General features: G+C 41.5%; 21 protein-coding genes. All 21 read left to right on the forward strand.

The genetic code is table 11. The features are described 5' to 3' along the window. The first annotated feature begins 2 nt into the window (after positions 1-2). The 21 genes from HF078_RS11285 (at position 3) to yidC (ending at position 24,896) form a co-directional block, all read left to right on the forward strand. Positions 3-1,994: a S9 family peptidase gene (locus tag HF078_RS11285; protein WP_169291256.1), complete on the forward strand. Its 1,992-nt coding sequence runs from the start codon at positions 3-5 to the stop codon at positions 1,992-1,994. Between the two features lie 79 nt (positions 1,995-2,073). Next, on the forward strand, positions 2,074-2,442 hold the full coding sequence (locus HF078_RS11290) for a VOC family protein (RefSeq protein WP_169291257.1): 369 nt from the start codon (positions 2,074-2,076) through the stop codon (positions 2,440-2,442). 4 nt (positions 2,443-2,446) lie between these two features. Continuing rightward, positions 2,447-3,373 carry an aminoglycoside phosphotransferase family protein gene (locus tag HF078_RS11295; protein ID WP_169291258.1) on the forward strand — a complete coding sequence of 309 codons (927 nt, stop codon included), beginning with the start codon at positions 2,447-2,449 and terminating at the stop codon, positions 3,371-3,373. Between the two features lie 118 nt (positions 3,374-3,491). Then, positions 3,492-4,592 carry an SLAP domain-containing protein gene (locus HF078_RS11300; protein WP_169291259.1) on the forward strand — a complete coding sequence of 367 codons (1,101 nt, stop codon included), beginning with the start codon at positions 3,492-3,494 and terminating at the stop codon, positions 4,590-4,592. After that, complete coding sequence (locus HF078_RS11305) at positions 4,585-5,706, forward strand: hypothetical protein (protein ID WP_169291260.1); 1,122 nt, start codon at positions 4,585-4,587, stop codon at positions 5,704-5,706. The genes HF078_RS11300 and HF078_RS11305 overlap by 8 nt, the downstream gene beginning before the upstream one ends. A gap of 334 nt (positions 5,707-6,040) precedes the next feature. Continuing rightward, the gene (locus HF078_RS11310) at positions 6,041-6,646 is read left to right on the forward strand and encodes a TVP38/TMEM64 family protein (RefSeq protein ID WP_169291261.1); all 606 of its coding nucleotides are present in this window, start codon (positions 6,041-6,043) and stop codon (positions 6,644-6,646) included. Positions 6,647-6,758: 112 nt separating this feature from the next. After that, the gene (gene lepB / locus HF078_RS11315) at positions 6,759-7,283 is read left to right on the forward strand and encodes a signal peptidase I (RefSeq protein WP_169291330.1); all 525 of its coding nucleotides are present in this window, start codon (positions 6,759-6,761) and stop codon (positions 7,281-7,283) included. A gap of 108 nt (positions 7,284-7,391) precedes the next feature. Then, complete coding sequence (locus HF078_RS11320) at positions 7,392-10,610, forward strand: BTAD domain-containing putative transcriptional regulator (RefSeq protein WP_169291262.1); 3,219 nt, start codon at positions 7,392-7,394, stop codon at positions 10,608-10,610. A gap of 693 nt (positions 10,611-11,303) precedes the next feature. Beyond that, on the forward strand, positions 11,304-12,527 hold the full coding sequence (locus HF078_RS11325) for a substrate-binding domain-containing protein (RefSeq protein WP_169291263.1): 1,224 nt from the start codon (positions 11,304-11,306) through the stop codon (positions 12,525-12,527). Positions 12,528-12,602: 75 nt separating this feature from the next. Beyond that, the gene (locus HF078_RS11330; protein ID WP_169291264.1) at positions 12,603-13,370 is read left to right on the forward strand and encodes an ABC transporter ATP-binding protein; all 768 of its coding nucleotides are present in this window, start codon (positions 12,603-12,605) and stop codon (positions 13,368-13,370) included. Then, the gene (locus HF078_RS11335; protein WP_169291331.1) at positions 13,354-14,061 is read left to right on the forward strand and encodes an ABC transporter ATP-binding protein; all 708 of its coding nucleotides are present in this window, start codon (positions 13,354-13,356) and stop codon (positions 14,059-14,061) included. Before HF078_RS11330 ends, HF078_RS11335 begins: the two co-directional genes overlap by 17 nt. A gap of 14 nt (positions 14,062-14,075) precedes the next feature. Continuing rightward, on the forward strand, positions 14,076-14,936 hold the full coding sequence (locus HF078_RS11340) for an ABC transporter permease subunit (protein ID WP_169291265.1): 861 nt from the start codon (positions 14,076-14,078) through the stop codon (positions 14,934-14,936). A 4-nt stretch (positions 14,937-14,940) separates the two neighbouring features. After that, a complete protein-coding gene (locus HF078_RS11345; RefSeq protein ID WP_169291266.1) occupies positions 14,941-15,939 on the forward strand; it encodes a branched-chain amino acid ABC transporter permease in 999 nt (332 codons plus the stop codon). 14 nt (positions 15,940-15,953) lie between these two features. Next, positions 15,954-16,130 carry a hypothetical protein gene (locus tag HF078_RS11350; protein ID WP_169291267.1) on the forward strand — a complete coding sequence of 59 codons (177 nt, stop codon included), beginning with the start codon at positions 15,954-15,956 and terminating at the stop codon, positions 16,128-16,130. 4 nt (positions 16,131-16,134) lie between these two features. Continuing rightward, a complete protein-coding gene (locus tag HF078_RS11355) occupies positions 16,135-17,166 on the forward strand; it encodes a 3-oxoacyl-ACP synthase (RefSeq protein ID WP_169291268.1) in 1,032 nt (343 codons plus the stop codon). Then, positions 17,163-18,071, forward strand: coding sequence for an intracellular short-chain-length polyhydroxyalkanoate depolymerase (gene phaZ, locus HF078_RS11360; RefSeq protein WP_169291269.1), 909 nt, complete (start codon positions 17,163-17,165; stop codon positions 18,069-18,071). Before HF078_RS11355 ends, phaZ begins: the two co-directional genes overlap by 4 nt. After that, positions 18,068-18,805 (forward strand): 3-oxoacyl-ACP reductase FabG, encoded by a 738-nt coding sequence (gene fabG, locus HF078_RS11365; protein ID WP_169291270.1) that lies wholly within the window; start codon positions 18,068-18,070, stop codon positions 18,803-18,805. Before phaZ ends, fabG begins: the two co-directional genes overlap by 4 nt. Before the next feature lie 197 nt (positions 18,806-19,002). Further along, complete coding sequence (locus tag HF078_RS11370) at positions 19,003-22,059, forward strand: efflux RND transporter permease subunit (RefSeq protein WP_169291271.1); 3,057 nt, start codon at positions 19,003-19,005, stop codon at positions 22,057-22,059. A 120-nt stretch (positions 22,060-22,179) separates the two neighbouring features. Beyond that, complete coding sequence (locus HF078_RS11375) at positions 22,180-23,676, forward strand: class I adenylate-forming enzyme family protein (RefSeq protein WP_346775335.1); 1,497 nt, start codon at positions 22,180-22,182, stop codon at positions 23,674-23,676. 150 nt (positions 23,677-23,826) lie between these two features. After that, positions 23,827-24,099: a hypothetical protein gene (locus tag HF078_RS11380; protein WP_169291273.1), complete on the forward strand. Its 273-nt coding sequence runs from the start codon at positions 23,827-23,829 to the stop codon at positions 24,097-24,099. 26 nt (positions 24,100-24,125) lie between these two features. Next, positions 24,126-24,896, forward strand: coding sequence for a membrane protein insertase YidC (yidC, locus tag HF078_RS11385; RefSeq protein WP_169291274.1), 771 nt, complete (start codon positions 24,126-24,128; stop codon positions 24,894-24,896). Positions 24,897-25,130 lie beyond the last annotated feature (234 nt).

A 25,130-nucleotide genomic window follows, 5' to 3' on the forward strand; every position in this document is an offset into this window, starting at 1 on the left:
CAATGACAAAGAGAAAAATAGAGTCTAAAGATCTGTTTCGTTTAACATCAATCACTGATCCGCAATGGGATAAACATTCCCGCAAGTATGCGTTTGTACAGACTACAGTCCACGAGGAAGAAAATGAATATCGCTCCTCCATCTTTGTAGGGGATTTAGAGGGGAACGCGGTACCATTTACATCTGGAAAAGGAAGAGCAACAAGTCCTAGGTGGTCTCCGGATGGAAGCAAGCTTGCTTTTGTCTCCAACCGGAACGAGAAAAGCCAATTATATGTTATGCCGGTTAACGGCGGAGAAGCAGAGCAGGTTACTTTCTGCAAAAATGGTGCCAGAGGTCCAGTCTGGTCACCATGTGGCACGAAACTTTTGTTCAGTACTTCTGTGGAGGGTGTGGATGATTTGCATACCGTTTCCTCTGAAAAAGAAGAAAAGAAAAAGCCTGAGCCCCTAGTAGTGGAAAAAATGCGGTACAAGTCTGATGCCAAGGGATTTTTGGACAAAAAAAACGACCATCTTGCACTACTGGATTTAAAAACAAAGGAAGTGAGCCTCCTCACAGAAGGAGATCGGGATTATGGCAGCCCTGCCTGGTCGCCTGATGGAACACAAATTGCTTTTGTAGCAAATCTTGAAGAAGATCCAGATGTTTCATTGGTCTCGGATGTTTATGTAATGGATGTTCAGTCCAAAGAAAAGAAAAAAATTACTCGTAGCAACGGTTTCTTCTCTACGATCACCTTCTCACCAGATGGTCAGTACCTAGGTTTCTTAGGGCATGAAAAAGAGTTTCAAAGTGCTACGTTGACTCGTGTATGGGTGACGCAGCTTGCAACAGGTGAAACTCATTGTCTCTCAGAGAACCTGGATGTGGAGGTTGGGGACGTTGCAATTGGTGATTTCCATTCCGGTAATGTGAATCCTGGGCTTATGTGGACAGAAGAAAGTGAAGGGTTTTATTTCTTAATGAGTGACCAAGGTGCTACAGGAATTTACTTTGGTTCGTTGGACGGTTCTATGTATCCCATCCATCTACCAGATGAGCACGTATATGCAGTAAGCATGCTTACCGATACCCATGAAGCAATTGTAGGTGTAAGCAACTCTACAGATCCTGGGGAACTTTACTACCTTGACTTCCGTTCTCAGACACGTACCCAATTGACTAATGTCAATGAAGCTTGGAAAAATGAAGTAGAGTTAAGTGTCGCCGAACCTATCCGTTATAAAGCACCGGATGGCTGGGATTTGCATGGTTGGATGATGAAACCTGCAGGGTTTGAAGTAGGTAAAAAATATCCGACAATCTTGGAGGTCCATGGCGGCCCTCATGCCATGTATGCCAACACATACTTTCATGAGTTCCAAACATTGACGGCACAAGGATTTGTTGTGCTATTCACAAATCCTCGTGGAAGTCATGGTTATGGTCAGGATTTTGTCGATGCTGTGCGTGGTGATTATGGAGGCAAGGATTATCTTGATGTAATGGCTGCAATGGATTATGCTCTTGAAACTTTCGATTTTATTGATGAAAAGAATCTGGGAATTACCGGAGGAAGTTATGGAGGCTTCATGACAAACTGGGTGGTCAGTCATACTGACCGCTTCAAAGCAGCTGTCACACAACGCTCTATTTCAAACTGGCTGAGCTTTTATGGTGTCAGCGACATTGGTTACTATTTCTCTGAATGGGAAGTAAAAGGAGATATGGGTGAAAAAGTGGAGAAGCTTTGGGAGCATTCCCCAATCAAATATGTTAGCAATGTAAATACGCCACTTTTAATTTTACACGGAGAACGAGATTACCGTTGTCCTGTTGAGCAAGCAGAGCAGCTTTTCATTGCATTGAAACAACAGGGTAAAACAACTAAGTTTGTTCGTTTCCCAGGCGCCAATCATGAGCTCTCCAGAAGCGGAGATCCAGCACTTCGTATTCACAGACTGGAGCATATTAAGAACTGGTTTGTGGAGTATTTGGAAGGTACTAAGTAAAAAAGTAGAAAGAATACGAGGCTCTTCCTTTGGGGGAGCTTCGTTTTACTGAAAGGAAAAATAAGGAGGAGAATCACACATGATAAAAGGTCTCGATCACATTGTTCTATTTTGCAAAGATACGGAAAGCTCCAAGGAATGGTACACAAAAGCAGGGTTCCAATATTCTCACGGCTATGAAGGGATGCACTGGTTCCACCTGGGAAGCGGTCTGGTCATGCTTCATCCAGCAGACGAAACAAATCCCGGCATTACAGAGGTACATGCAGCGGTCCAAAATGTTAACGAACTATTCCTCTTTGTTCAAGAAAACGGGCTCACACCAATAGACCATCAAAATGGCAATAAAGGACTAACGGAGCCTGTAACTCGTCCATGGGGAGACATCCAGTTTGAGTTGGCCGACCCAGATGGTCATCGATGGGCATTTACACAGCGTGGGGAATAGGAACATGGTGAATCTACCACCAAAATATGTTCAGACAATCAGAAGTATCCATCAAGAAAAAGGGGAAGAGTGGTTACAGAACTTTGACTCCTTAATCCATTACTGTGAGAAAAAGTGGAGTCTGAAGGTTCTCCCTCCCTTTGAGCTTTCGTATAATTTTGTGGCTCCTGCCAAGAAAAAGGATGGAGGCCAGGTTGTCCTCAAACTCTCTGTCCCAAGCAAGGAATTCTATTCGGAAGTCGACGCGTTAAGGTATTTTGCTGGAGACGGCATGGTCCGGATCATAGACATGGAAGTAGAACGTGGAATATTGATTTTAGAACGACTTACTCCAGGCTATACGCTTGCCACCCTGGAAGGTGACATAGAAGCAACCAAGATTGCTGCTGGCATAATGAAATCGTTGTGGGTATTAGATACATCTGATTCCATCCTTCCTCATATTGAAGACAGAGAGCGCAGTCTCCATCATTTTTTCAAAGAACATCCAGCAGGTAAAGCTCCTATTACACAAGACCTTCTTCAAAAAGCTATTCATACCTTCCAAAGCTTGCTCGATGAAAAAAATGAAAGATACATCCTGCATGGAGACCTGCACCATTACAATATTTTAAAGGCGGATTCATCATGGATAGCCATCGATCCTAAAGGCTTGGTGGGAGAACGTGAATATGATACGATTCAATTTCTTTTAAACAATCTTCCGTATGATAATAATTTAGAGGCGATCCTATCGAATAGAATTGCCGTCCTGGTGGATAAATTGAAACTGAATGAAAGAAGAATTCTTGCCTGGGGGTTTGCACATGGTGTCCTTTCCACGTGCTGGTCTCTTGAGGACGGGGAAGATTATAGTAGTGCTTTCTTTAAAAGTATTTTTGTCTTTGAGAATCTGCATAATAAAAAATATGGACTATTAGGAGTAGGTTGATCAAAGGTGAACTCTGGCATAATTAGAATAAAAAGTTAAATTTTCTTTATTTTCTGATACTTTTAACCTATTTTGTAGTATAATTTAACAGTATTTCTACATAATAGGGGGTTGAGAGATGAAAAGGAGACTGGTTCCTTGTGCATTGCTTATTATTGGGAGCGTGTTGGTTGCCTGTAGCGGCAATGAAGAAGTCACAAAAGAAAAATTGGGTAATCCTGCCGCGGCGAGTTCAGAGGTAGAGACAAAGAAACCGTCTGAAATTGATAAAGCTACTGCAACGGCAGCAGTAGAAGAGATTCTCCCATTGTATTTTAAGTTATTGGAAAAAGGAGATTCAGCTGGATATTGGGAGTTGTTTGAAAAGCCGGCGGATGAAGAATCAACTGAAAACGTCCAGAAAATGATCGATTCAAAGATAACTACTATTATAAATGAAAGCGAAGTCATCTACCAAAAGGATAATGAAGTACTGGCTACATTTGACTTGAAACAAGTGGCCGAAGAATATCACCCTATCCATAATTTCAACCGACTTGGGACCGGCTTTATCGTCTTAGAGAAAGTGGAAGAGGTATGGAAAATTAATCAATTGGACTATATTACGCTTTATCACTACAATCATGATGACGAACCGGAAACTATTATGGATGTTGATCATCTATTCTTTTGGTCCAAGGAACTCGCAAAATTGAAAAGGGAGAAGCTGCTTCCGTCTGAATGGTCCGCATCTCTGCTTGCGGAAATCAAGCGAATGGAGGATTCCATCCCTGACCAGCCTTTACAATATACGGAGGAAATGCTGGAACACTTTTCAGAAGAGGAATTGGTGCCACTACAAAAAGTGCTGAATCACCTTGGTGATGCCCCAAAGGATATGGTTACCATTAACAATTTTCTGCTTTATGAAGAACAATTGGAAAGCGGATACATCGTTTTCAATGCTTTTATTCGAAATGGTTTTGAATTTCCAATTAGCAACATACATGGGACGGTGACTATCTTTTCCCCGGCGGTCAATGAAAATGATGAAACGGTTGACTTAAAGATTGCAAGTCAAGTAATGGATTTGACAGAAGTGGGAGTTATTGAGCCTGGATCTACAGGACTCGCAACTCTCTATTTTGGTCCTGATTCCCTTTTGGTCGAAAATATTGAGGACTTTATAGAATACGGGGAGTTGGAGATTCGGGCGGAGATGACCCATACCCATGAATAGCAAATGGAAAAACATCTTAGCTTCGTTTGCAATTATGATGCTTGGAGTCATGCTTGCAGCTTGCGGAGGCGAGGATGAATCGAACAGTGGGAATGAGGACCGAACAGCGGAAGCCGAAGTGAACGGGATTATAGATATAGAGACGAATGAGAATGGATTGGACATGCGCATTGTTCAGCAAGTGGAAGATGCCATCCACACCAAGTTTCAGCTGTTGGATGATGGGAAGTATGAGGAGTATCTTCAAACTTTTGATGGGGACAAAAACGATGATCTCCTCTCCCTAATTCGGGATATGATTGATGCAGATATGATAAGCAATGTGGATAACATTGAAGTGCTCTATCAAAAGGAGAACGAGGTATTGGCCACTTATGACACAACTCTGATGACAGAAGTCTATAATCCAGATAAGAATTTCAATAGAGACGCATCAGTCTATGCCATTTTGCATTTGGTGGATGGAAAATGGAAGTTCATTATCGATCATTCCATTTCGTTGACGATTCTTGACGCCGATGGACAACCTGATCCTATTTATGAGTATATGAACTACGACGACAAGATAGGGTGGTGGGCTGAGAGTAAAAGGTTAATCAAAGAGGGCCTGATTCCCTCCGAATGGTTCCACAAAGTATTAGATGCCAAAATTAAAGAGGCGGTTTCCCTCCCCGACCAGCCACTACAAATGACACAAGAAGAGCGAGATTCGATAAATCCCAAGCTCTTGGCCCAAATACAGGGCGTTTTGAATGGGTTCGGACCTCCACCGAAGGACAGCATCACGCTCGAGGAGCTGAATTTCTATCCGGAAGAGCTGCAAAACGGAGTGTTCATGTTCGGCAGTTTCATCCGCAACGGCTTCGAGCATCCGGTAAATGGATTATCAGGAGACATAACCATCCTTGTAAAGTATTGGGGTGAAAGCGGCCAGTTAGTGGAGCTGGAGATAGGGGAGGCGGTTTATGATTTATCCGATTTTGGAACACTTGAACCAGGTAAAACCTTTCTCACCACTCTTTATCTAGACGAAGAAACACTCCTTGTAGAAAATTTGATGGATCTTGAAATTGATAGTTTTGAGGTATTGGCAGAATTTACGTATACTGAATGACCCAAAACAGTACGCGCTTTTTCGAGGAGGCTCCCCAAACGCCCCTAGGAAAGTGAAGCCTAGTGCGAAAATCAACAGCGGTGTTTAACATAGCCAAATTTTTAAAGGTTTGTCAACAACCCGGCAGGAAGGAAAACGATATGTTTTCCTTCCTGCTTTCATTTCCAGGTAGCCTAACAAAAGCGAATAATAGATTTTATTAGCATGTTTTCAGCTATAATAAAAATAGTTTATAGTAAAAAAATCTTTGGAAAAAAAGGTTATGTAATGGGACAATAAAGGAATAATTAGTACAATAGAGAAAGATGACTAGCACAGAAGTGGAGATAGTATAATGGAATTTATTGAATTCATTAAAGAACTACTAACAATGGAGAATTTACTTGAGGTTCTGGAGGAATATCAATCCTTTGGTCCATTACCAGGTTTTTTATTGGTGGTACTGGAAGCTTTCCTTCCTTTTTTACCCTTGATTGTCATTGTGATGGCCAATGCGGCAGCTTTCGGTCTATGGCTGGGGTTTCTCATTTCATGGGCAGGCTCAGTGGTAGGAGCGGTAATTGTCTACTATCTTGTACATAAATTAAAAAGAAGCCGAAGAATTCAAGCTTTGCTTAGAAAAGAAAAGATTCGGAAAATGATGTCTTGGATTGAAAGACATGGTTTCGGCCCTATATTCCTTTTGCTATGTTTTCCTTTTACACCATCATTCTTAATCAACGTGGTTGCCGGCCTCTCGAAAATAAAATTTTATCAATTTTTTCTTGCACTGGTAGCTGGTAAAATGGTGATGATTTTTACCATTAGTTATATTGGCTATGACATCCTATCCTTTATTCGCGCGCCGATAAAAACGGCCATTGCCATTACTATCATGTTAGTTTTATGGTTTATCGGTAAAAAAGTAGAACTTCGTCTACAACTATCAGGAGAAAAATAAACAATTGTTTGTAAAAATTCAGTATATTATGATAATATTGAAGTACAAAAGACCTAGATAGACTTTCGGGGGTTATGAATTGAAAGAAAAGATCACAAAACGTAAATCAGCAATGAAATGGTTGGTTGTCACATTCCTTTTGGTGCTTATGATTCGTGCGCTTTTCTTTTCTAATTATATTGTAGAAGGGCATTCTATGAATCCTACATTGGAGCAGGGGAATTTCCTAATGGTCAATAAAATGGTTTACTCCTTTACCAAGCCAGAACGATTTGATGTCGTTGTTTTTCAACAAGATGATGAAGATATCCATTACGTAAAAAGAGTAATTGGGTTGCCTGGTGACCAAATTGAATACAAGCAAGATATGCTTTATGTAAATGGAGAGCTCGTGACAGAGCCATTTATCTCTCCTGAAAACTTAAAAATATTTGGTGGCAACTTTACAGGAGATTTTTCGCTAGAAGAGTTAACGGGCGAAGAAGAAGTACCGAAAGGGCATGTGTTTGTAATAGGAGATAACAGATTAAACAGCTTGGACAGCAGGCATTTTGGTTTTGTAAGAATAGAAGACATCGTCGGAAAAGTCCATGTCCGCTACTGGCCATTTAATGAATTTAATACGACTTTCAAGTAAAGAACAGCTTTTGTTAGGATTAGCTGTTCTTTTTAATGTTTTTACACTCTTAAATCATTATAATAGAAAGTAATAGATTTAAAATTCAGAAAAAAGGAGGACAGGTAGATGCTTTCTCAAGAAACCGTATTGCAGACTAAGATCACGACACCTACAGTCAAAGAACACGTTCTTAGAAGGGTTAAAATTGCAAGAAAAATGAAAGCGGTTACTAACTTCGGCGTCACCGTTGTTCACTCCGGTCCGGGATATGGAAAGAGCACAATTGTTGCCTCCTTCGCACCTACTTTTGATGCCATCTCCTGTTGGTACACCGCAACGGATTTTGATGATGAATTAATCCCCTTTCTTCGATATGTTGTCCACTCAATCAGAACCAGGAAAAATCAATTTGGAGAAGGTATATTAAGATATTTGAACAAGATGGACCGTTATATTCGTGAGGAGGAAATTCAAGATCTATGCTCACTATTTATCAATGAAATAGCGCATATAAATGGACCTCTGGTTTTAATTATAGATGATTTTCACTTTGTACAGAAAAACCCTGACATCGTTACATGGTTCCACTGGTTGCTACAGCATTTCCCGAGTAATCTTCATGTCATTCTCATCACAAGGGAAAGGCCAGATTGGGAAGTTATTACGGCAATGAAGGTGAAGAATGAACTTTTGGAAATAACAGAGGAAGATCTCAAATTTTCCAGGGAAGAGGTGGAAGTGCTTCTCGAAGATATTTATATGTTGGAAGTTAATGATGACGATATTGAACAAATCTACTCCTTATCAGAAGGCTGGGTCATGGCGTTAGGTCTATTGAGTCAAAGGCTTGTAGAAGAAACATCCACATCCGGTTTGCTCACACCGCAAGGGAAATTGGAAGACCTATTCAAATACTTGGCGACTGAAGTGTTCATGAAGCAGACACCGATGATTCAGCAGTTCTTGGAACAGACCTCGATAATGGATGTGCTTAACGGGGAAATGTGTGATGAGGTCTTGGGGATAAATGGGTCCAATTATATCTTGCAGTCCTTGACAGAGCGTCACCTGTTCATTAACGTAACAGGAAAAAACCAATATCGTTATCATGCGCTTTTTAAAGAATTTCTCGAAAGAAGATTTATAGGGCAAGAAGAACAATTCTTGCTTTTGCATAAACGCTGTGCAAGATGGTATATGAAACAGCGGGACATTCTCCCGGCAATCTCACATTTTGAAAAGATAGGCGATTTCTCCTCTATAGGCGTTCTCATTCATGAGCATGGAATGCAATTGATGGAACAAGGACAACTTTCCTACGTCTTGGAAAAACTGCTCAAAATTTCTGATGAAATAAAAGTTCGATATTATATGCTTTGGTATATACAAGGAGAGATTCTTCGTTACCGATGTCTTTATGAGGAAGCCGAAACGGCATATAGAAATGGACTGGATGCTGCCAGAAACTCCCGAGATATACTTGTAATCATAAGGTCTTTGAAAGGAATTGCAAAAATTTATCTAGACACCATCCAACCCATTAAAGCCGAAAGAGTCCTGTCGGAAGCGATTATGCTAATAGAAGCATGCCCCATTGAAAAGAAGGAAGAAAATCAATTGTATGCCATCATGGCAGAGAATTTTTTAAATGCAGGGCATGCACCTAAAGCGCTGGAATGGTTCGATAAGCTTGATGTTGTTTATAAACAGGAGGAGGCAGGAAACCTAGAAGCACGAATCTTTTTGCGTTCAGGCAACCTGCATAGAGCGAAAAAACTCCTTCTCCATAAGAAAAAAGATCACACAGAAGGCACACTGCAGCAGTCTCACCGTGAGACAGATCTTCTATTATCCCTTGTGGAAGCATTCATGGGAAATGCAGACCAGGCAAAAAAACTGGCTGATGCAGGAATTAAACAAGGCATTAAACTTCAAGCTCCGTTTGTAGAGGCTTGTGGCTGGATTCGTTTAGGTCATGCTGTTCAGTTAATGGAGATTTATGATAGTGCGCTTGCTAAGGAATGTTATCAGACTGCACTTGAAATTATGGAAGAGCTGAATGTGTCAAGAGGAAAAGCAGAAGCGAATATGGGCTTATGTATATTGCACACCAATCAAGGTGCCTATGAGAAAGCCATACTATGTGGAGAAGAGGCGTTGAAAGAAACCGAAGAAGTAAAAGATAATTGGCTTTCTGGTCTCATTTATCTCGCAATGAAAATAGCTTGTATTCACCATAGGAAGTGGGATAAGGCAGATTATTACGGTCTCCGTGCGAGCAGGCTTCTTCGTAATTGCGGCGATCAGTATGCAGAATTGTTGCTGTCTTTCTGGAAATCCTTCTACTACTTTGAACGGCAGGAGTGGGAAGAATTTACACAATCGATGAATGTATTTTTAAACTTCTTACAAACTGGCAACTATGAATATATACTATCTAACAGAACGACCTTTGGGCCAAACGATCTTCAACAATTCACTCCGCTACTAATGGAAGCCCAAAATAGGGAGATTCAGCCTGCGTACGTTAGTTCTTTACTGAATGAGCTTGGCTTTTCTCATATCCAGAACCATCCAGGTTATACGTTGAAAGTCCAAACACTAGGAAACTTCAAAGTCTGGCTCGGTCAGAAGGAAGTAGGGGCAAAAGATTGGCAGCGTGCAAAAGCTAAAGAGCTGCTAGAGTTCTTTGTCACAAAAAGAAACAAGCAATTAGTTAAAGATGAAATTTTTGCAGCTCTTTGGCCAAATGTCCCTGAGAAAACGGTACAAAGAGATTTTAAAGTAGCATTAAACGCACTGAACAATGCATTGGAACCTGTGAGAAAAGCTAGAACCGATCCTTTCTTTATTCAAAGAGAGGGGAATTCATATGGATTGAACCCAAGCTGCGGCTATGTTCTGGATTGTAGTGAATTTGAAAGTTATGCTTCATCTGGACTGGAAGAACAGGAGCCTGCAAGGGCCATTACTTATTTAGAAAAAGCGTTGGCTTTATATAAGGGAGATTTCCTTCCTGACCAGAAATATGCAGATTGGTGTTTGAATGAAAGGGAGAGACTGCTGGTCTACTACCTGCGATGCAGTGAAAAACTTGCACAACTTTTGGTCGCTCGGAAGGAATTTGATACCGCTATACAATTATGCGAGAAGGTTATTGAAAAGGACCCGACTTGGGAAGAAGCCTATCGCTTGCTGATGTTTTGTTATTATCACAAAAACAATCGTTCACAAGCCATAAAATGGTTTTCAAAATGCAAACATTATTTGGAAAGTGAGCTTGGCGTAGAACCGATGTTCTCGACGAAAAAGATGTACGACATGGTGCTTGGAAAAGCCAACTAACCCCGCCTTGATGGTGGGTTTTTTTATAAGAAAAGTTTAAAACGGTTGATTTCCGTTCCAGGCGCTTCGCTTGCCTGCGGGCGGTCCGTGAGCCTCCTCGGACAAGCCTGCGGGGTCTCACCTGTCCCTTCCTCCCGCGGGCGTCTACGCGCCTTCCACTCCAATCAACAAAGTGACTTCATTCACCTAAGATAGTAATAAAAGGTATCTACCCAAATTAACTGAAAGTACATAAACGTTTCGTTCTCATAATTTATAGCTGTTGATTGGAGCAAAAGGCGTAGACTCCTCGAAAATGCTACGCATTTTCTTCGTGCGATGTATCGCTGCCGGAGCCTTCCTTGTCCTGAGGGAGATAGCGGTAGCTTGAGACCCCGCAGCGTAGCGAGGAGGCTCAAGCACCGCCCCTAGGAAAGCGAAGCCATTTGCGGAAATCAACAGCGGTGTCTAAACAACATCTTAAGTCAAAGACTTTTTCAGCAGCTTCCAGCGGAGCAAGGAGGCTGAAGCAACCGCTCCTAGGAAAGCGAAGTCATTTGTGGAAATCAACAGTGGAGAATAACCACACAACAAAAAAAGAACCGGGCGGTTGTTTTCCGTGTAGCAAGCTTCGCTTTGTAACCCATTTGTAACCACCTCGTCTTAAGCTGAAACTACAACTTAAACACATTAATGGGTTAAGGGGGAAGGTAAATGAGAAAGTGGAAGACAGGATTTCTGCTTATGTGTGCACTGATGTTGGTGTTGGCAGGCTGTAGCGACAGCAAAGCCGGAACGGAAACAGATTCAAGTGGCGATGGAGATCAAAAGGTAATCAAGGTGGGTGTGCTCGCTTCTTTAACTGGTGCGCTTGAAACGTATGGGAAGCAAACGGTTCAGGGCTTTGAACTTGGTCTTGAATATGCAACAGAAGGAACAATGGAAGTAAACGGGCACAAGATAGAGTTTGTAGTGGAAGACACCGAAACAAAACCGGAAGTGGCGATTCAAAAAGCGACTAAACTATTGGAAGAAGATGAGGTAGATTTCCTAGTCGGATCTTCAAGCTCTGGAGACACTTTAGCGGTACTGCCTCTTGCAGAAGAGTATGAAAAGGTGATGTTGGTGGAACCAGCAGTGGCAGATAGTATTACGGGAGCAGATTGGAACAAATATATTTTCCGTACATCAAGAAATTCCTCTCAAGATGCAGTGGCTGGAGCAGCTGCAATTGCAGGGGATGGAGTGAAGATTGCGACATTGGCACCAGATTATTCTTTTGGTCATGATGGAGTGGCTGCATTCAAAGAAGCAGCATTGGAACTTGGTGCTGATATTGTACTTGAAGAATATGCAGATCCTGCTGCAACTGATTTTACATCCAATATCCAAAAGATTTTAGATGCAGATCCTGACTATCTCTTTGTTGTATGGGCAGGTGCCAATTCTCCTTGGAATCAGATATCCGATATGAAAGTACAAGAAAGAGGAATCAAGATTTCTACAGGTGCTCCTGATATTGCGGCATTACACACGATGGAACAGTTAATCGGAATGGAAGGGTTCTCTGTTTACTACCATACACTTCCTGATAATCCAGTCAATGATTGGTTGGTGGAAAAACATAAAGAAAAGTTCAACGGGGAAGTTCCGGACCTGTTTACTCCAGGCGGAATGACGGCTGCCATCGCTATCGTGGAAGCACTAAAGAAAACAGAGGGAGATACGGATTCCGATTTAATCATAGAAACAATGGAAGGAATGAGCTTTGATACACCAAAAGGTCAAATGACGTTCCGAGCTGAGGATCATCAAGCTATGCAAACTTTATATGCTGTGCGTCTGGAGAAAGTGGATGGATTCGACTATCCAGTACCTGTGTTAATGAGGGAGCTATCTCCAGAGGAAACAGCTCCTCCAATCCGTAACAATCAATAAGTAGAAGTGGAACTTTGGAGCAATGCTCTAAAGTTCCTTCGTGTTATTACATATCGATAAAAGGAGGTACACACTTTGAATCCCATATTGGAGACTAAGGAATTAACCATTGCTTTTGGTGGCCATGTTGCGGTGGATCATGTGAATTTTACTGTGGAGCCTTTCCACTTCAAATCCATCATCGGGCCAAATGGAGCGGGGAAAACTACATTTTTCAACCTCTTAAGCGGACAGTTGAAGCCTACAAAGGGAGAGGTGATTTGGAAAGGGGAGGACATAACCAAACTATCCCCTATGAGACGGACTAGGAAAGGTATCGGGAGGTCGTTTCAGATTACTAATGTATTTCCAAATCTAACAGTCTTGGAAAATGTGCGGTTGGCTGTGCAGTCTCAACGGGGAGTCAGGTATAACATGCTTTCCCACTTCCAACATTTCAAGGAGTTTGAAGAGCGGTCATTGGATTTATTGAAGACGGTCCTTCTGGATGAAAAAGCTTCATCACTTGCAAAAAACTTGGCACATGGAGAAAAGAGAAAACTTGAAATTGCCATGCTTTTAGCGCTTGAAACGGAACTGCTTCTTTTGGATGAACCAACGGCAGGTATGTCGATTGAAGAAGTACCGGCAATTCTGGAGGTTATTAAACTAATAAAAGCTAAGGGAGACAGGACCATCATACTGATTGAACATAAAATGGACATGATATTAGACTTGTCTGATTCTGTTACGGTACTTTTCAATGGGAAATTGTTAGCGGACGGTACACCGCAAGAGATCATGAATAATGAAACTGTCCAGTCTGCGTATTTGGGAGGATTGTATGATGACAACGCTTCTTAAAGTGGAAAAGATTCAAACATATATTGAACAGTTTCATATTTTGCAAGGTGTTGATTTTGAAGCGAAACAAGGAGAAGTTACCGTACTGCTAGGGAGAAACGGGGCAGGGAAAACGACAACTCTCAGAAGTGTGATGGGACTTAATCCTCCTCAACAGGGTTCTATCGTGTTTAATGGGCAGGATATTACCGGAATGGCAACGTATGATATTGCGAATATAGGAATTGGTTATGTTCCAGAAGATCAAGGGGTGTTTGGAGAACTGACAGTGGAAGAGAACATGAAGGTTGCCATGAAAAAAACAGATGAAGAAACCCTTGCGAAATTAGATTGGGTTTTAGACTTGTTTCCCGACTTAAAAACATACTGGAAAAAGCGTGGCGGGAACTTAAGCGGCGGCCAAAAGCAGATGCTTGCGATTTCCCGAGCCTATATTAATGATAGCAAGTTGCTATTAATTGATGAACCTAGTAAGGGGCTAGCTCCAATTATGGTGGAAAAGGTGATGGACTCCATCCAGCAGATGAAAAAAGAAACGAGCATTATACTAGTAGAACAGAATTTTTATATGGCAAGTACAATTGGGGATTGCTTCTATATATTGGATGACGGGAAGACCGTTCACCATGGTCATATGCATGAGTTGAAGGAAGATGAGGAGCTCAGAAGGCAATATCTTGGGATTGCATAAAGGAGGGGCATATAGTGGATGTATTGGTGAATCTGACAGTAAACGGATTAGCAACAGGAATGTTGATTTTTTTGCTTGCTGCTGGTCTGACCTTGATATTTGGTTTAATGGATGTTCTTAACTTTGCCCATGGGGGGCTGTTTGCCTGGGGCGCCTTCTCAGGGATCTGGGTATATTCGGCAACAGGCAGCTTCATGATAGGAATCATTGCTGCAATTGGTACCGGTCTTATATTGGGGCTTGCGCTTGAGCGTTATATCATCCAGCCTGTCTATGGAAATCATGTTCAACAGATTCTGATTACGTTAGGAGTCATGCTAGTTTTAAGCGAAATGATTAAAGTGGTATTCGGTCCAAATCAGCTTAGCGCTAGAACTCCATCATATTTGAGTGGGAGCTGGGAGTTTGGGGATATCATCATCATCAAATACCGTTTGTTTATCATTATTATAGGTACGCTTGTTTTCGCTGCAATCTTCTATATATTAAGAAACACTAAAATAGGCCTAATCGTACGAGCGGGTGTTATCAACAAAGAGATGGTGCAGGCATTGGGCATCAACATAAAACGGGTGTTTATGCTCGTGTTTATGGCTGGGGCTGCAATGGCGGCACTGGGTGGTATGCTGCTTGGGCCATACTCCGGTGTCATTTATGCAGAGATGGGGCTGGAGTTCGGGATTTTGGCATTCATTGTGGTGGTTATTGGGGGGATGGGAAGCATTACAGGTTCGGTGCTTGCAGCCATTTTGGTCGGATTAAGTGGTTCCTTTATGGCCTATTTCGTCCCGGATTTAGCATTGGCAGTGAACATGATGCTGATGACCATCGTTTTGATTTTCCGTCCACAAGGATTATTCGGGGTAAAGGGGTGAGAGGATGAACAGATATTTGACCGTACCAAATTACGTCTACATCATCATATTTTTGATGCTTCTTGCACTTCCAGTTGTTACAGATTCTCGTACTCTATTAATCATGTTTACTCAAATATTCCTTTTTGCCATCTTTGCGATGAGTTATGATATCTTGCTTGGTTATACGGGAATTGTTTCGTTTGGTCATGCCATGTTTTTTGGAATAGGAGCCTATTCCACGGGTATCATGCTGAAGCAATATGACAGTACCATACCTATGCTACTACTGGCGGTTCTCATAGGGGCTGTTATAGCAGGTGTTGTAAGTTATATTGTCGGAATGCTTTCTCTCCGATTGAAAAGTCACTTCTATGCTATGTTAACACTTGCCTTCTCGGGACTGTTTCTTGTATTGGCAGAAAAATGGCGAACACTCACATATGGAAATGATGGCTTTACCTTCAGTATCCCTGATCTTCTGCGTGATAGATTAAATATATATCTGTTGTCTTTAATCATGATGGTCCTAATTTTTCTTTTACTAAAGCGATTTACACATTCTCCATTAGGAAGGGTCCTGCAGGCAATAAGAGAGAATGAGGATAGAATCGAATCGCTTGGTTACCATGTGCTGCATTATAAAGTTATTGCTAGTGTGGTAGCCGGTGTGTTTGCTAGCTTTGCCGGTAGTCTCTATGTATTGACACTTAGGTTCGTCAATACGTCTGTTTTTGCAGTAGATGTCACGTTGGATGCACTACTGATGACCATCATTGGAGGTGTCGGGACTTTAATAGGCGCGATAATTGGTGCAGGATTGATAGAATTTGCGCACCATTGGTTATCCGACCTTGCAAAAGTTCATTGGATTTTTGAACGTTGGATTATTTTCTTTGGAATCCTTTATATCGTAGTGGTGATGTTTTTTCCACAAGGTATCGTAGGGACCGTTAGATTATGGTGGGCTAGAAGAAAAGGTGCGCAGCTTAAAGTAGGAAAAGAGAAAAACATTTCAAGTTAATGGGAGGGGAATGGATGAGCAGTCAGCCACAAGTTGCATCTTTTGTTGTACGGTGTTCCGGTTTTTCGGATGCAGAGCAGCCGTCACCAATCTGGAGAATTACAGTCAGCCACGTGCAAGGGGAAGAGGAAATAACGGTTACCTGCTTTGAAGAAGTCTGTAAATATATGAAAGAAAAACTTAGTGGGTGAGGTTATGACGCAGATTGGAATTGTAAGTGTCGGTACATTTATTCCAGAAAATTTCATGACCAGCAAGGAAATTGCAGAGAAATCTGGAATACCTATAGAGGTGGTCGAAGAAAAACTGGGCATTCTGTCGAAACCAGTTGCTGGTTATGAGGATCATACGTGTGAAATGGGAATAAAAGCTGCACGGATTGCCATGGAAAGAGGGAATATTGCTCCTGAGGAAATAGACCTGATTCTCTATATTGGGGAAGAATATAAAGAATATCCACTATGGACGGCAGCCTTATACATGCAGAAACAGCTTGGGGCGGTAAATGCGGTAGGCTTTGATATGGGATTGCGATGCGGAACCACCATCATGGGATTGAAAGTTGCAAAAGATATGATGATAGCGGATGAATCTATTCAGACAGTTCTGCTTGCCGGTGGATACCGTAACGAAGATTTCATTGATTACACCAATCCAAGGACCAGATTCATGTATAACCTTGCAGCGGGTGGAGGAGCCATTGTGTTAAGAAAGGATCATGGTGAAAATTCTTTATTGGCTTCTCATCTTATAACGGATGGTTCTTTTTCCGAGGACGTGGTGGTAGTTGCGGGCGGAACGAAACATCCCATTTCTCCAGAAGCATTGGAAAAAGGTTTGAATAAGCTGGATGTACTTGATCCGTCAGGAATGAAAGCCAGATTAGAACAGAAGTCCATGAAGAATTTCTTGGAAGTGATTCGAAAGTCTTTATCTAAAAGCGGTCTAACGGAAGAAGAGTTGGATTATCTCGGAATTCTTCATATGAAAAAATCTGCCCACCATTATGTTTTAAAGGAACTAGGTTTGTCCGAACATCAATCTATTTATCTAGAAAACTACGGGCACGTCGGTCAAATCGATCAAATTCTTTCATTGGAGCTTGCTTTACAGCAAGGCAGAATCAAAGAGGGAGACAATGTAGTGCTGGTGAGTGCGGGAATTGGCTATGCTTGGGGTGCAACGACTATTCAATGGGGGAAATCAAAAAGGGAGGTTGAAAAATGATCGTTCAAAAACAAGTAAAATTGCCAAACGGGGAGACATATGGATATAGAGAACGAGCTGGTATTGGCGAAACCATCCTGCTTATTCATGGTAATATGACTTCTTCTAAGCATTGGGATTTGCTAATGGAGAACATAGATGATTCTTTTCATCTTTTAGCGGTTGATATGAGGGGGTTCGGTGAATCGTCGTATCACGAAAAAATCTATTCTATTAAAGACCTAGCAGATGACATAAAACTATTTGTGGACGAATTAAATCTCACCGACTTTACCATACTTGGCTGGTCCACAGGCGGAGCGGTGGCCATGCAATTTGTAGCTGATAACCCAAACTTTGCAAAGAAGCTCATTCTACTTGCATCCGCATCAACAAGAGGTTATCCAATGTACGATACGGATGAAAACGGTCAACCGGATTTATCAAAAAGACTAACAAGTTATGAAAAGGTAATGCAGGACAAGACCAGGACCATTACCATTTCCCATGCATATGAAAACCGTAATAAAGAGGTACTAAGAATGATATGGGACTATGCGATCTATCATGACAATCAACCGGAAGAAAATCGGTATGAGGAGTATCTAGAAGATATGCTCACACAGCGCAATTATCCGGAAATTCTGCATGCGCTAAACATGTTTAACATCAGCAATCACCATAATGGACTGAAACAAGGGACCGGGGAAGTGGAGAAAATCAACATACCGATTCTTGTGTTGGCTGGTGAAAATGATCTTGTTATTTCAGAACAGATGTCCAGAGAAGTGGTGGAGGACCTTGGAGGAGTGGCGACGTTTCTTTCCCTCAAGGGGTGTGGACATTCCGCACAAGTGGATGATTTATCACAATTATTGCAAGCGATTACAACTTTCGTGGCGAAACAGGAGGAACAGTACAAATGAGACTAGAAGGTAAAGTTGCCATAATAACCGGTGCAGCCAATGGTTTAGGCTTAGAGGCTGCCCGTGTATTTTTAAAAGAGGGAGCAAAGGTTGCACTTGTGGATTATGATGCAACACTAGGGGAACAAAGAACTGCAGAGCTTCAAGCAGAAGGGGAAGCGGCATTCTACCAAGTGGATGTTTCAAATCAGGCCAAGGTAGTAGAGATGGTATCCATGGTTAAAGAGAGGTTCGGAAAGATTGATATTCTCATTAACAATGCAGGTATCACAAAAGATAATATGCTTTTAAAAATGAGTGGAGAAGACTTCCAAAAAGTAATGGATGTTAATGTAAATGGCGTATTTAACTGTACGCAAGCAGTGGTGCCTCATATGCTCGAAAATGGCAAAGGGAAAATCATCAATACGTCATCAGTGAGCGGGGTTTATGGAAATGTTGGACAGACCAATTATGCGGCATCTAAAGCAGCCGTTGTTGGAATGACAAAATCATGGGCAAAGGAATTTGGCCGGAAAAATATTAATGTGAATGCTGTGGCACCTGGATTTGTGGACACTAATATGGTAGCAACAGTCCCAGAGAAAGTTATTCAGAGTTTGTTGCAAGTCATTCCCCTCCAGAGACTTGGTAAACCGAGTGATATCGCAAGCGCTTACCTGTACCTTGCTTCAGATGAGTCAGATTATGTGAATGGTACGGTTCTCCATGTGGATGGCGGAATTATGATGTAGAAGATAAATAGTTTACTTTTAAACTAGGTGCTATATAGGCATCTAGTTTTTTTCGTATACAATTCGGAAGTTTTGACGAAAAAAGTAACAAATCACTCCAAAGCATATTCATTCTTGCCAAGACTAACAACCACACCGTATGATGAACTCAGGCTAAATAGTCAAATTTGAATAATTGAGTATAGGAGGACATCCAAGTGTTTAATGCACTTATTAAAAAACCAAAAGTAACATTAATTTTTTTACTATTATTGGTGGTCATTGGTTCCTTGACCTATTTTCAAATACCAAAACGAGAGATTCCTGAAATCTCACTAAATGTAGGAACCATTACCACAGTGTATCCAGGGGCTGCTCCAAACGTAGTGGAACGTGATATTACCACCCCGCTTGAAAAAGAACTATTGGATATTGACGGGATGGATAGTGTCACATCCGTTTCTGGATTAGGCGTTTCTAATATTGTGATGGAACTTACCGATGATGCGGACAGGGATAAAGTATTCTCCCAAGTGCAGCAAAAAGTTTCTGATGTAAGCCGTGAGTTTCCAGAAGACGCTTTTGAACCGACAATCAACACGGATATTCAAATGGGAGCCATTGCTTCTTACAACATTTTACATGAAGACCGTGCACTGTTATTAGAGCAAAAGGACATTATCGAAGGATGGGTTCCTCAACTGGAGGATATTGATGGTGTTCGAAAAGTTACCATAAAAGGATTGGAAGAGTCAAGCTACACTCTTAATTTGGATTCAGAAACCATGCAAGAAAAGAGAGTGCTACTTCCTGATGTAATAACAGCTATTCAAAATGAATTGCAAATCACCCCTCTTGGCAGTCAGCAGGAAGGAAACCAGATTTCCCAGCTGACATTTGAACATATTGAAAATATTGAAGAAGTAGAAAATGTATTTCTGAAAAAGGATGAAGAAGGAAATTCTCTTTATGTTGGGGATGTTGCAAGTTTAACGCAAATACCGACAGAACAAGAAGATTTAATTACGTATAATGGTTCGCCTGCTATTTCTTTGACCATTATGCAAGAAAAAGGTGTAGACATTCCGACGCTGCATGCCACGGTGGATGAAGAAATGGAACGTCTCGCTAAAGACCTGCCAGAAGAAGTGGAGATGGACCTTTACTATACTCAAAATGAAATTGTGTCCAAAATTTTTAAAGACTTGGGAATTTCCTTCCTGATCTCTATTTTAGCAGTGGTATTGATTACGTTTTTCGGATTAAATACAGTCTCAGCAATACTGGTGGCAATCTCTATTCCAATATCTATTGCGCTTGGATTAATCCCCTTGCCATATGCAAATGTGGATTTAAACCAGATTTCCATTATCGGGATCATTATTGCCTTAGGAATACTGGTGGACGATGCCATCGTAGTAAATGATAACATCCAGAGACGTTACCAACTTGGTGATGGCCCGTTACAAGGTGCAATCACCGGAACGAAAGAAGTTAGGGTATCCATCATTACCTCAACTTTGGCCATCGTCTTTACTTTCTTGCCATTGACTTTCCTAGGTGGCCCAAATGGTGCTTTCATTTCTGCACTTCCGACCGTTCTCATTGCTACAATCATCGGTTCCACGATTGTCGCTTTGACTATTGTGCCGATTTTTATGGCATGGCGCCAAAAGAAAAAGACGGGCAAACAAGGGAAAGATGGTTTGCTAGGGTCTCAATTTGATAAAGCAGGGAACTGGTATAGTTCAAAAATTTTAACAAAAGTAGTGAAAAAACCTCTACTCACAGGGCTTGCTGTTCTTATATTCTGTACAGCAAGTTATGCACTCGTTCCATTTATTCCAGTCGTATTCTTCCCTAGTGCAGATCGTGAAGAGGTGACTGTGTCCGTCACATATCCGGCTGGGACACCACTGGAGGAAACAGAATCAAGGCTCCAACAAATGGAAGACAGCATAAAAACCGATAAGGCTGTTTACGAAACGACCATCTTTGCAGGGAGCGGAGAACCTGGAATATTCGGCAGCACATTATCCAATTCAGGTGAGAACACTGGGCAGATTGTCTTAAGAGTCGACCGGGAGCAGCAATCGGCTGCAGATACGATTGCCAAATGGCAGCCTGAACTGCGGGATGAAAATCCAGACGCTGTAGTGATGCTTTCTACAATTGAAGCAGGCCCGCCTGTAGGAGCTCCCATCGCCTTGACGGTTGTCGGGGAAGACATAGAAGAACTAATGGAATCTGTCAATGGGATGAAAGAAGAGATTAAAAGTTTGGAAGGAAGCGGGGCGGTTATTGATGACGTAGGATCTGCACAACCTACTATCAATTATGTTCCAAACAGAGAAGAGATGGAAGAGCATGGAATTACCGCTCAAGAAATAAGTAATCAAATAAGGCTTGTGACAGAAGGAATCCCAGTTGGTTCTTATGAAGCGGGACTGGAAAGAGAAACACTTACCATCGTTCAAGACCTTGTAGAAGATGGAGAAACGATAAACCTTGAAGCATTGGAGCTTCCAAGTAAAACAGAAACGACTGAATTTGGGGCGCCAGTTCTCATCCCCCTATCCGAGCTAGTATCTGTTGAAGAAACAGAAGTATTGCCATTGATTCCTCATAAGAATGGGGACAGAACCATAACGGTACGTGTGTATCCAGGGGAGGATGACAAACAGAAATTAGAAGCGGAAGTTAAAGATATCGCGGCATCCTATGAAACAGATAGTATTTCCGTTTCAGTTGGAGGAGAATCTTCTGCAAGAAGTGACTTCTTTATTGAAGTAGGTAAACTATTCTTGATCGTTATTTTCCTAATTTATATCTTAATGGTTGTTCAGTTCAATTCATTAAGATTGCCATTGTTAATCATGAGTTCCGTTTACTTGGCTATTTCTGGTGCGATGATCGGCTTGTTCATCACACAAACCGGCCTCGGTTTCATGGCGATGATGGGAATTGTATCACTTGCGGGAATTGTGGTAAGGAATGCGACGGTCTTCATTGAATTCATGGAATCACGTTTACAAGAGGGAGCAACTCTGAGTGAAGCAGTCATTGACTCGGGTAAAGCTAGGTTGCGACCGGTCGTACTGACGGCCTTTACATCTATTGCTGCTTTACTTCCAATAGCGTTTAGCGGGGATGTACTATTTACCCCACTTGCAATATCCATTATTTCAGGAATATTCTTTTCCACATTCTTTACATTGTTGTTTGTACCAGCATTTTATATTGTGATTAAACGTAAGAAAGTGAAAGAAGCTTAAGTAGTGTGAACGGGTATCCATCATTATATGGGTGCCCGTTTTTTATTGTAACCCTTCTGTAACTCCCATCTCCTATAGTATGGATATCTTGTAATGTGTAGGGGAGAGATGGAAGTGGAAATGAATGGTTCTTGGTTACAGAAGCGTTCACAACATTCTCCATATAAAATCGCAGTGATAGACGGCGAAACGGGAGAAAGATGGAATTATAAGCAATTATACGATCGATCAAGAGATATGGCAGACAGGCTGTTATCTGCAGGTATTAGACCAGGAGATCGAGTAGCTCTGTTGTCACCGAATCATATAGTGTACTTTGATTTGCTTTTTGCATGTGGAGATATAGGGGCAATTTTTGTGCCGCTCAATTGGAGACTGGCGGTAAATGAATGGAACTATATAGTAAGAGATTGCAAAGCTAAATGTGTGATAGTTCATGATGACTATTTAGAGGAATCCAATCAGTTGGAATGTCAGGTGTTCTCACTTGAAGATTTGGCGACAAAAGAAATTCAAAAGAATGGTTCCCCCCCCACACGATCCAATGACGCGACGGCCATTATCTATACAGGGGGCACAACCGGCCACCCAAAAGGAGTAATTCTTACTAACGAAAACATTACATGTAATGCCATCAATACTATTATAAGCTGGGGATTGCATGGCGAAGATACCACCCTCACTTGTCTACCTATGTTTCATACAGGTGGCCTTAATGCTTTGTCGACTCCATTGCTTATGGCAGGTGGGACGGTTGTCCTGATGAGGAGTTTTGAAGCGGAAAAAGCCATCAAACTATTAGAGTTGTATAAGTGTACAATTGCCCTTATGGTACCAACCATGTATAGCATGCTGATAGAGCATCCTCATTTTCATGGTACAGACTTTCCAACCATGAAAACATTTCTTTCAGGTGGTGCCCCCTGTCCATTAGAAATCTACGAAGCATTCTACAAGAAGGGGAAGCTGTTTAAAGAAGGATACGGACTAACTGAAGCAGGTCCAAATAATTTCTACATTGATCCTCATGAGGCATATGGGAAAAAGGGATCAGTCGGCAAAGCCATGCTATTTAATGAAGTGAAATTGATGGTAAATGAGAGCTTAGAAGCGATGGAGGAAGAGGTAGGGGAAATATTTATCAGAGGTTCCCATGTCTTCTCTGAATATTGGGAGAAAGAAGAAGAGACTAAGAAAGTCAAACGTGATGGATGGCTGAGAACAGGTGATTTGGGTCGAAGAGATGAAGACGGTTATTACTATATAGTTGGTAGGACGAAAGATATGATCATTTCAGGCGGAGAAAATATTTATCCATTGGAAGTGGAGCAAATACTCTGTCAGCATGAAGCGGTCAAGGAGGCATGTGTAATTGGTGTACCACATCCAGTTTGGGGAGAGGCGGTTATTGCCATTGTTTCTAGTAAAAAGCAAACTTCTGAGAGGGAGTTGCTGACCTTCTGCAAAACCAGAATCGGAGTTTATAAAATACCTAAGAAAATAGTTTTTGTTCCGGAAATACCCAAAACAGCCGTAGGGAAATTGGATAAAAAGAATCTACAGAATTCTTTTAGGAAGCTATATGCCCATAATCAAAATAAAGAAGAACATGTATAGTTGAAAATTAACAAAAAGATACACCTAGCAATTATTGCACACTAGGTGTATCTTTTTATTGTAGGGATATACTTTAAATGAAACATTATTGTTATTCAATCGTACAAGTAGTATCTACTATATTCAGTTAAAAAGGTGAATGCAAAAAATATGGAATTTTATCTTGATATTCTACTATACGCACCATATGTAACAGCCGCCGTTCTTTGCCTTTTGACGTTCTGCTTTTTTGTGGACTCTAAGTATGTGGTCTATCAACACAGTGGTTATACAACATCCTTGGACCTTGAAACGAATAAATTGCAGTCTATTATTGGTAAGCGGAGAAGGCTTATTACATTCATATATAGAAAACGGCCTACAAAAGAAGCAACCTTAGATGAAGAAGCTTCCTCTTTCTACTTTACAAACATGAGTCGATAATTTTGTGAAAAGTAGGAGGAATTTACATGAGAAAGTTTTGGACAGTAAGTTTAGTTATATTTTTATTGGCACTATTAACAGGTTGTAACATGAGCGAGCCCATAACGGCAGATAGTTCTGGAGTTTGGAACCATTATTTTGTCTATCCGTTGTCCCTCGCACTGACAAGCGTGGCAGAATGGACTGGTGGAAGCTATGGTATTTCCATCATCATCGTTACAATTGCTATTCGTACACTTATTTTGCCACTGGCATTGAAGCAGCAGAAAAACATGCTTGCCATGCAAAAACTTAAGCCGGAAATGGAAGCATTGCAAAAGAAATATAAAGACAAAAAGAATCCAGACGATCAAAAGGAAATGCAAAAGGAATTAATGACGCTATACCAGACGCACAAAGTGAACCCTGCTGCTGGTTGTTTTCCAATGTTGATTCAAATGCCTGTGATCATGGCTTTCTATTATGCAATTGGAAGAACCACGGAAATAGCCGAGCACTCTTTCTTTTGGGTAAGTCTTGGTCAGCCGGATCCATTCTATATTCTACCGGTTGTGGCAGCTATCACGACATTCATTCAAACAAGAGTCACGCTTACAGATGACGTACAGCCGCAGATGAAGATGGTCATGAACATCATCCCGGTGTTTATATTAATTGCCGGATTGACGTTGCCTTCTGCATTGGCCCTTTACTGGGTGATAGGAAATATTTTCGGTATTGGGCAAGGGCTCTATCTGAAAAAACGAATGAAAACATTGAAGCAGATGGAAGAAGCATCAGTCGTTCCGAGCACATAATAGGACAAAACCTCCAACCTCCTATAAGGGAAGTTGGAGGTTTTTTTGCATGAAAAATCTATGATACAGTTGATCTCCGTTCCAGGCGCTTCGCTTGCCTGCGGGCGGTCCGTGAGCCTCCTCAGGCTTCACCTTCCGGGGTCACACCTGTCCCTTCCTCCCGCGGGCGTCTGCGCGCCTTCCACTTCAATCAACTAGGATATTTCAATTGCTTTAGGGTTTGTGAAAAATCAT

The organism is Bacillus sp. RO2 (assembly GCF_012911845.1).
Lineage (GTDB): Bacteria > Bacillota > Bacilli > Bacillales > Bacillaceae_I > Sutcliffiella_A.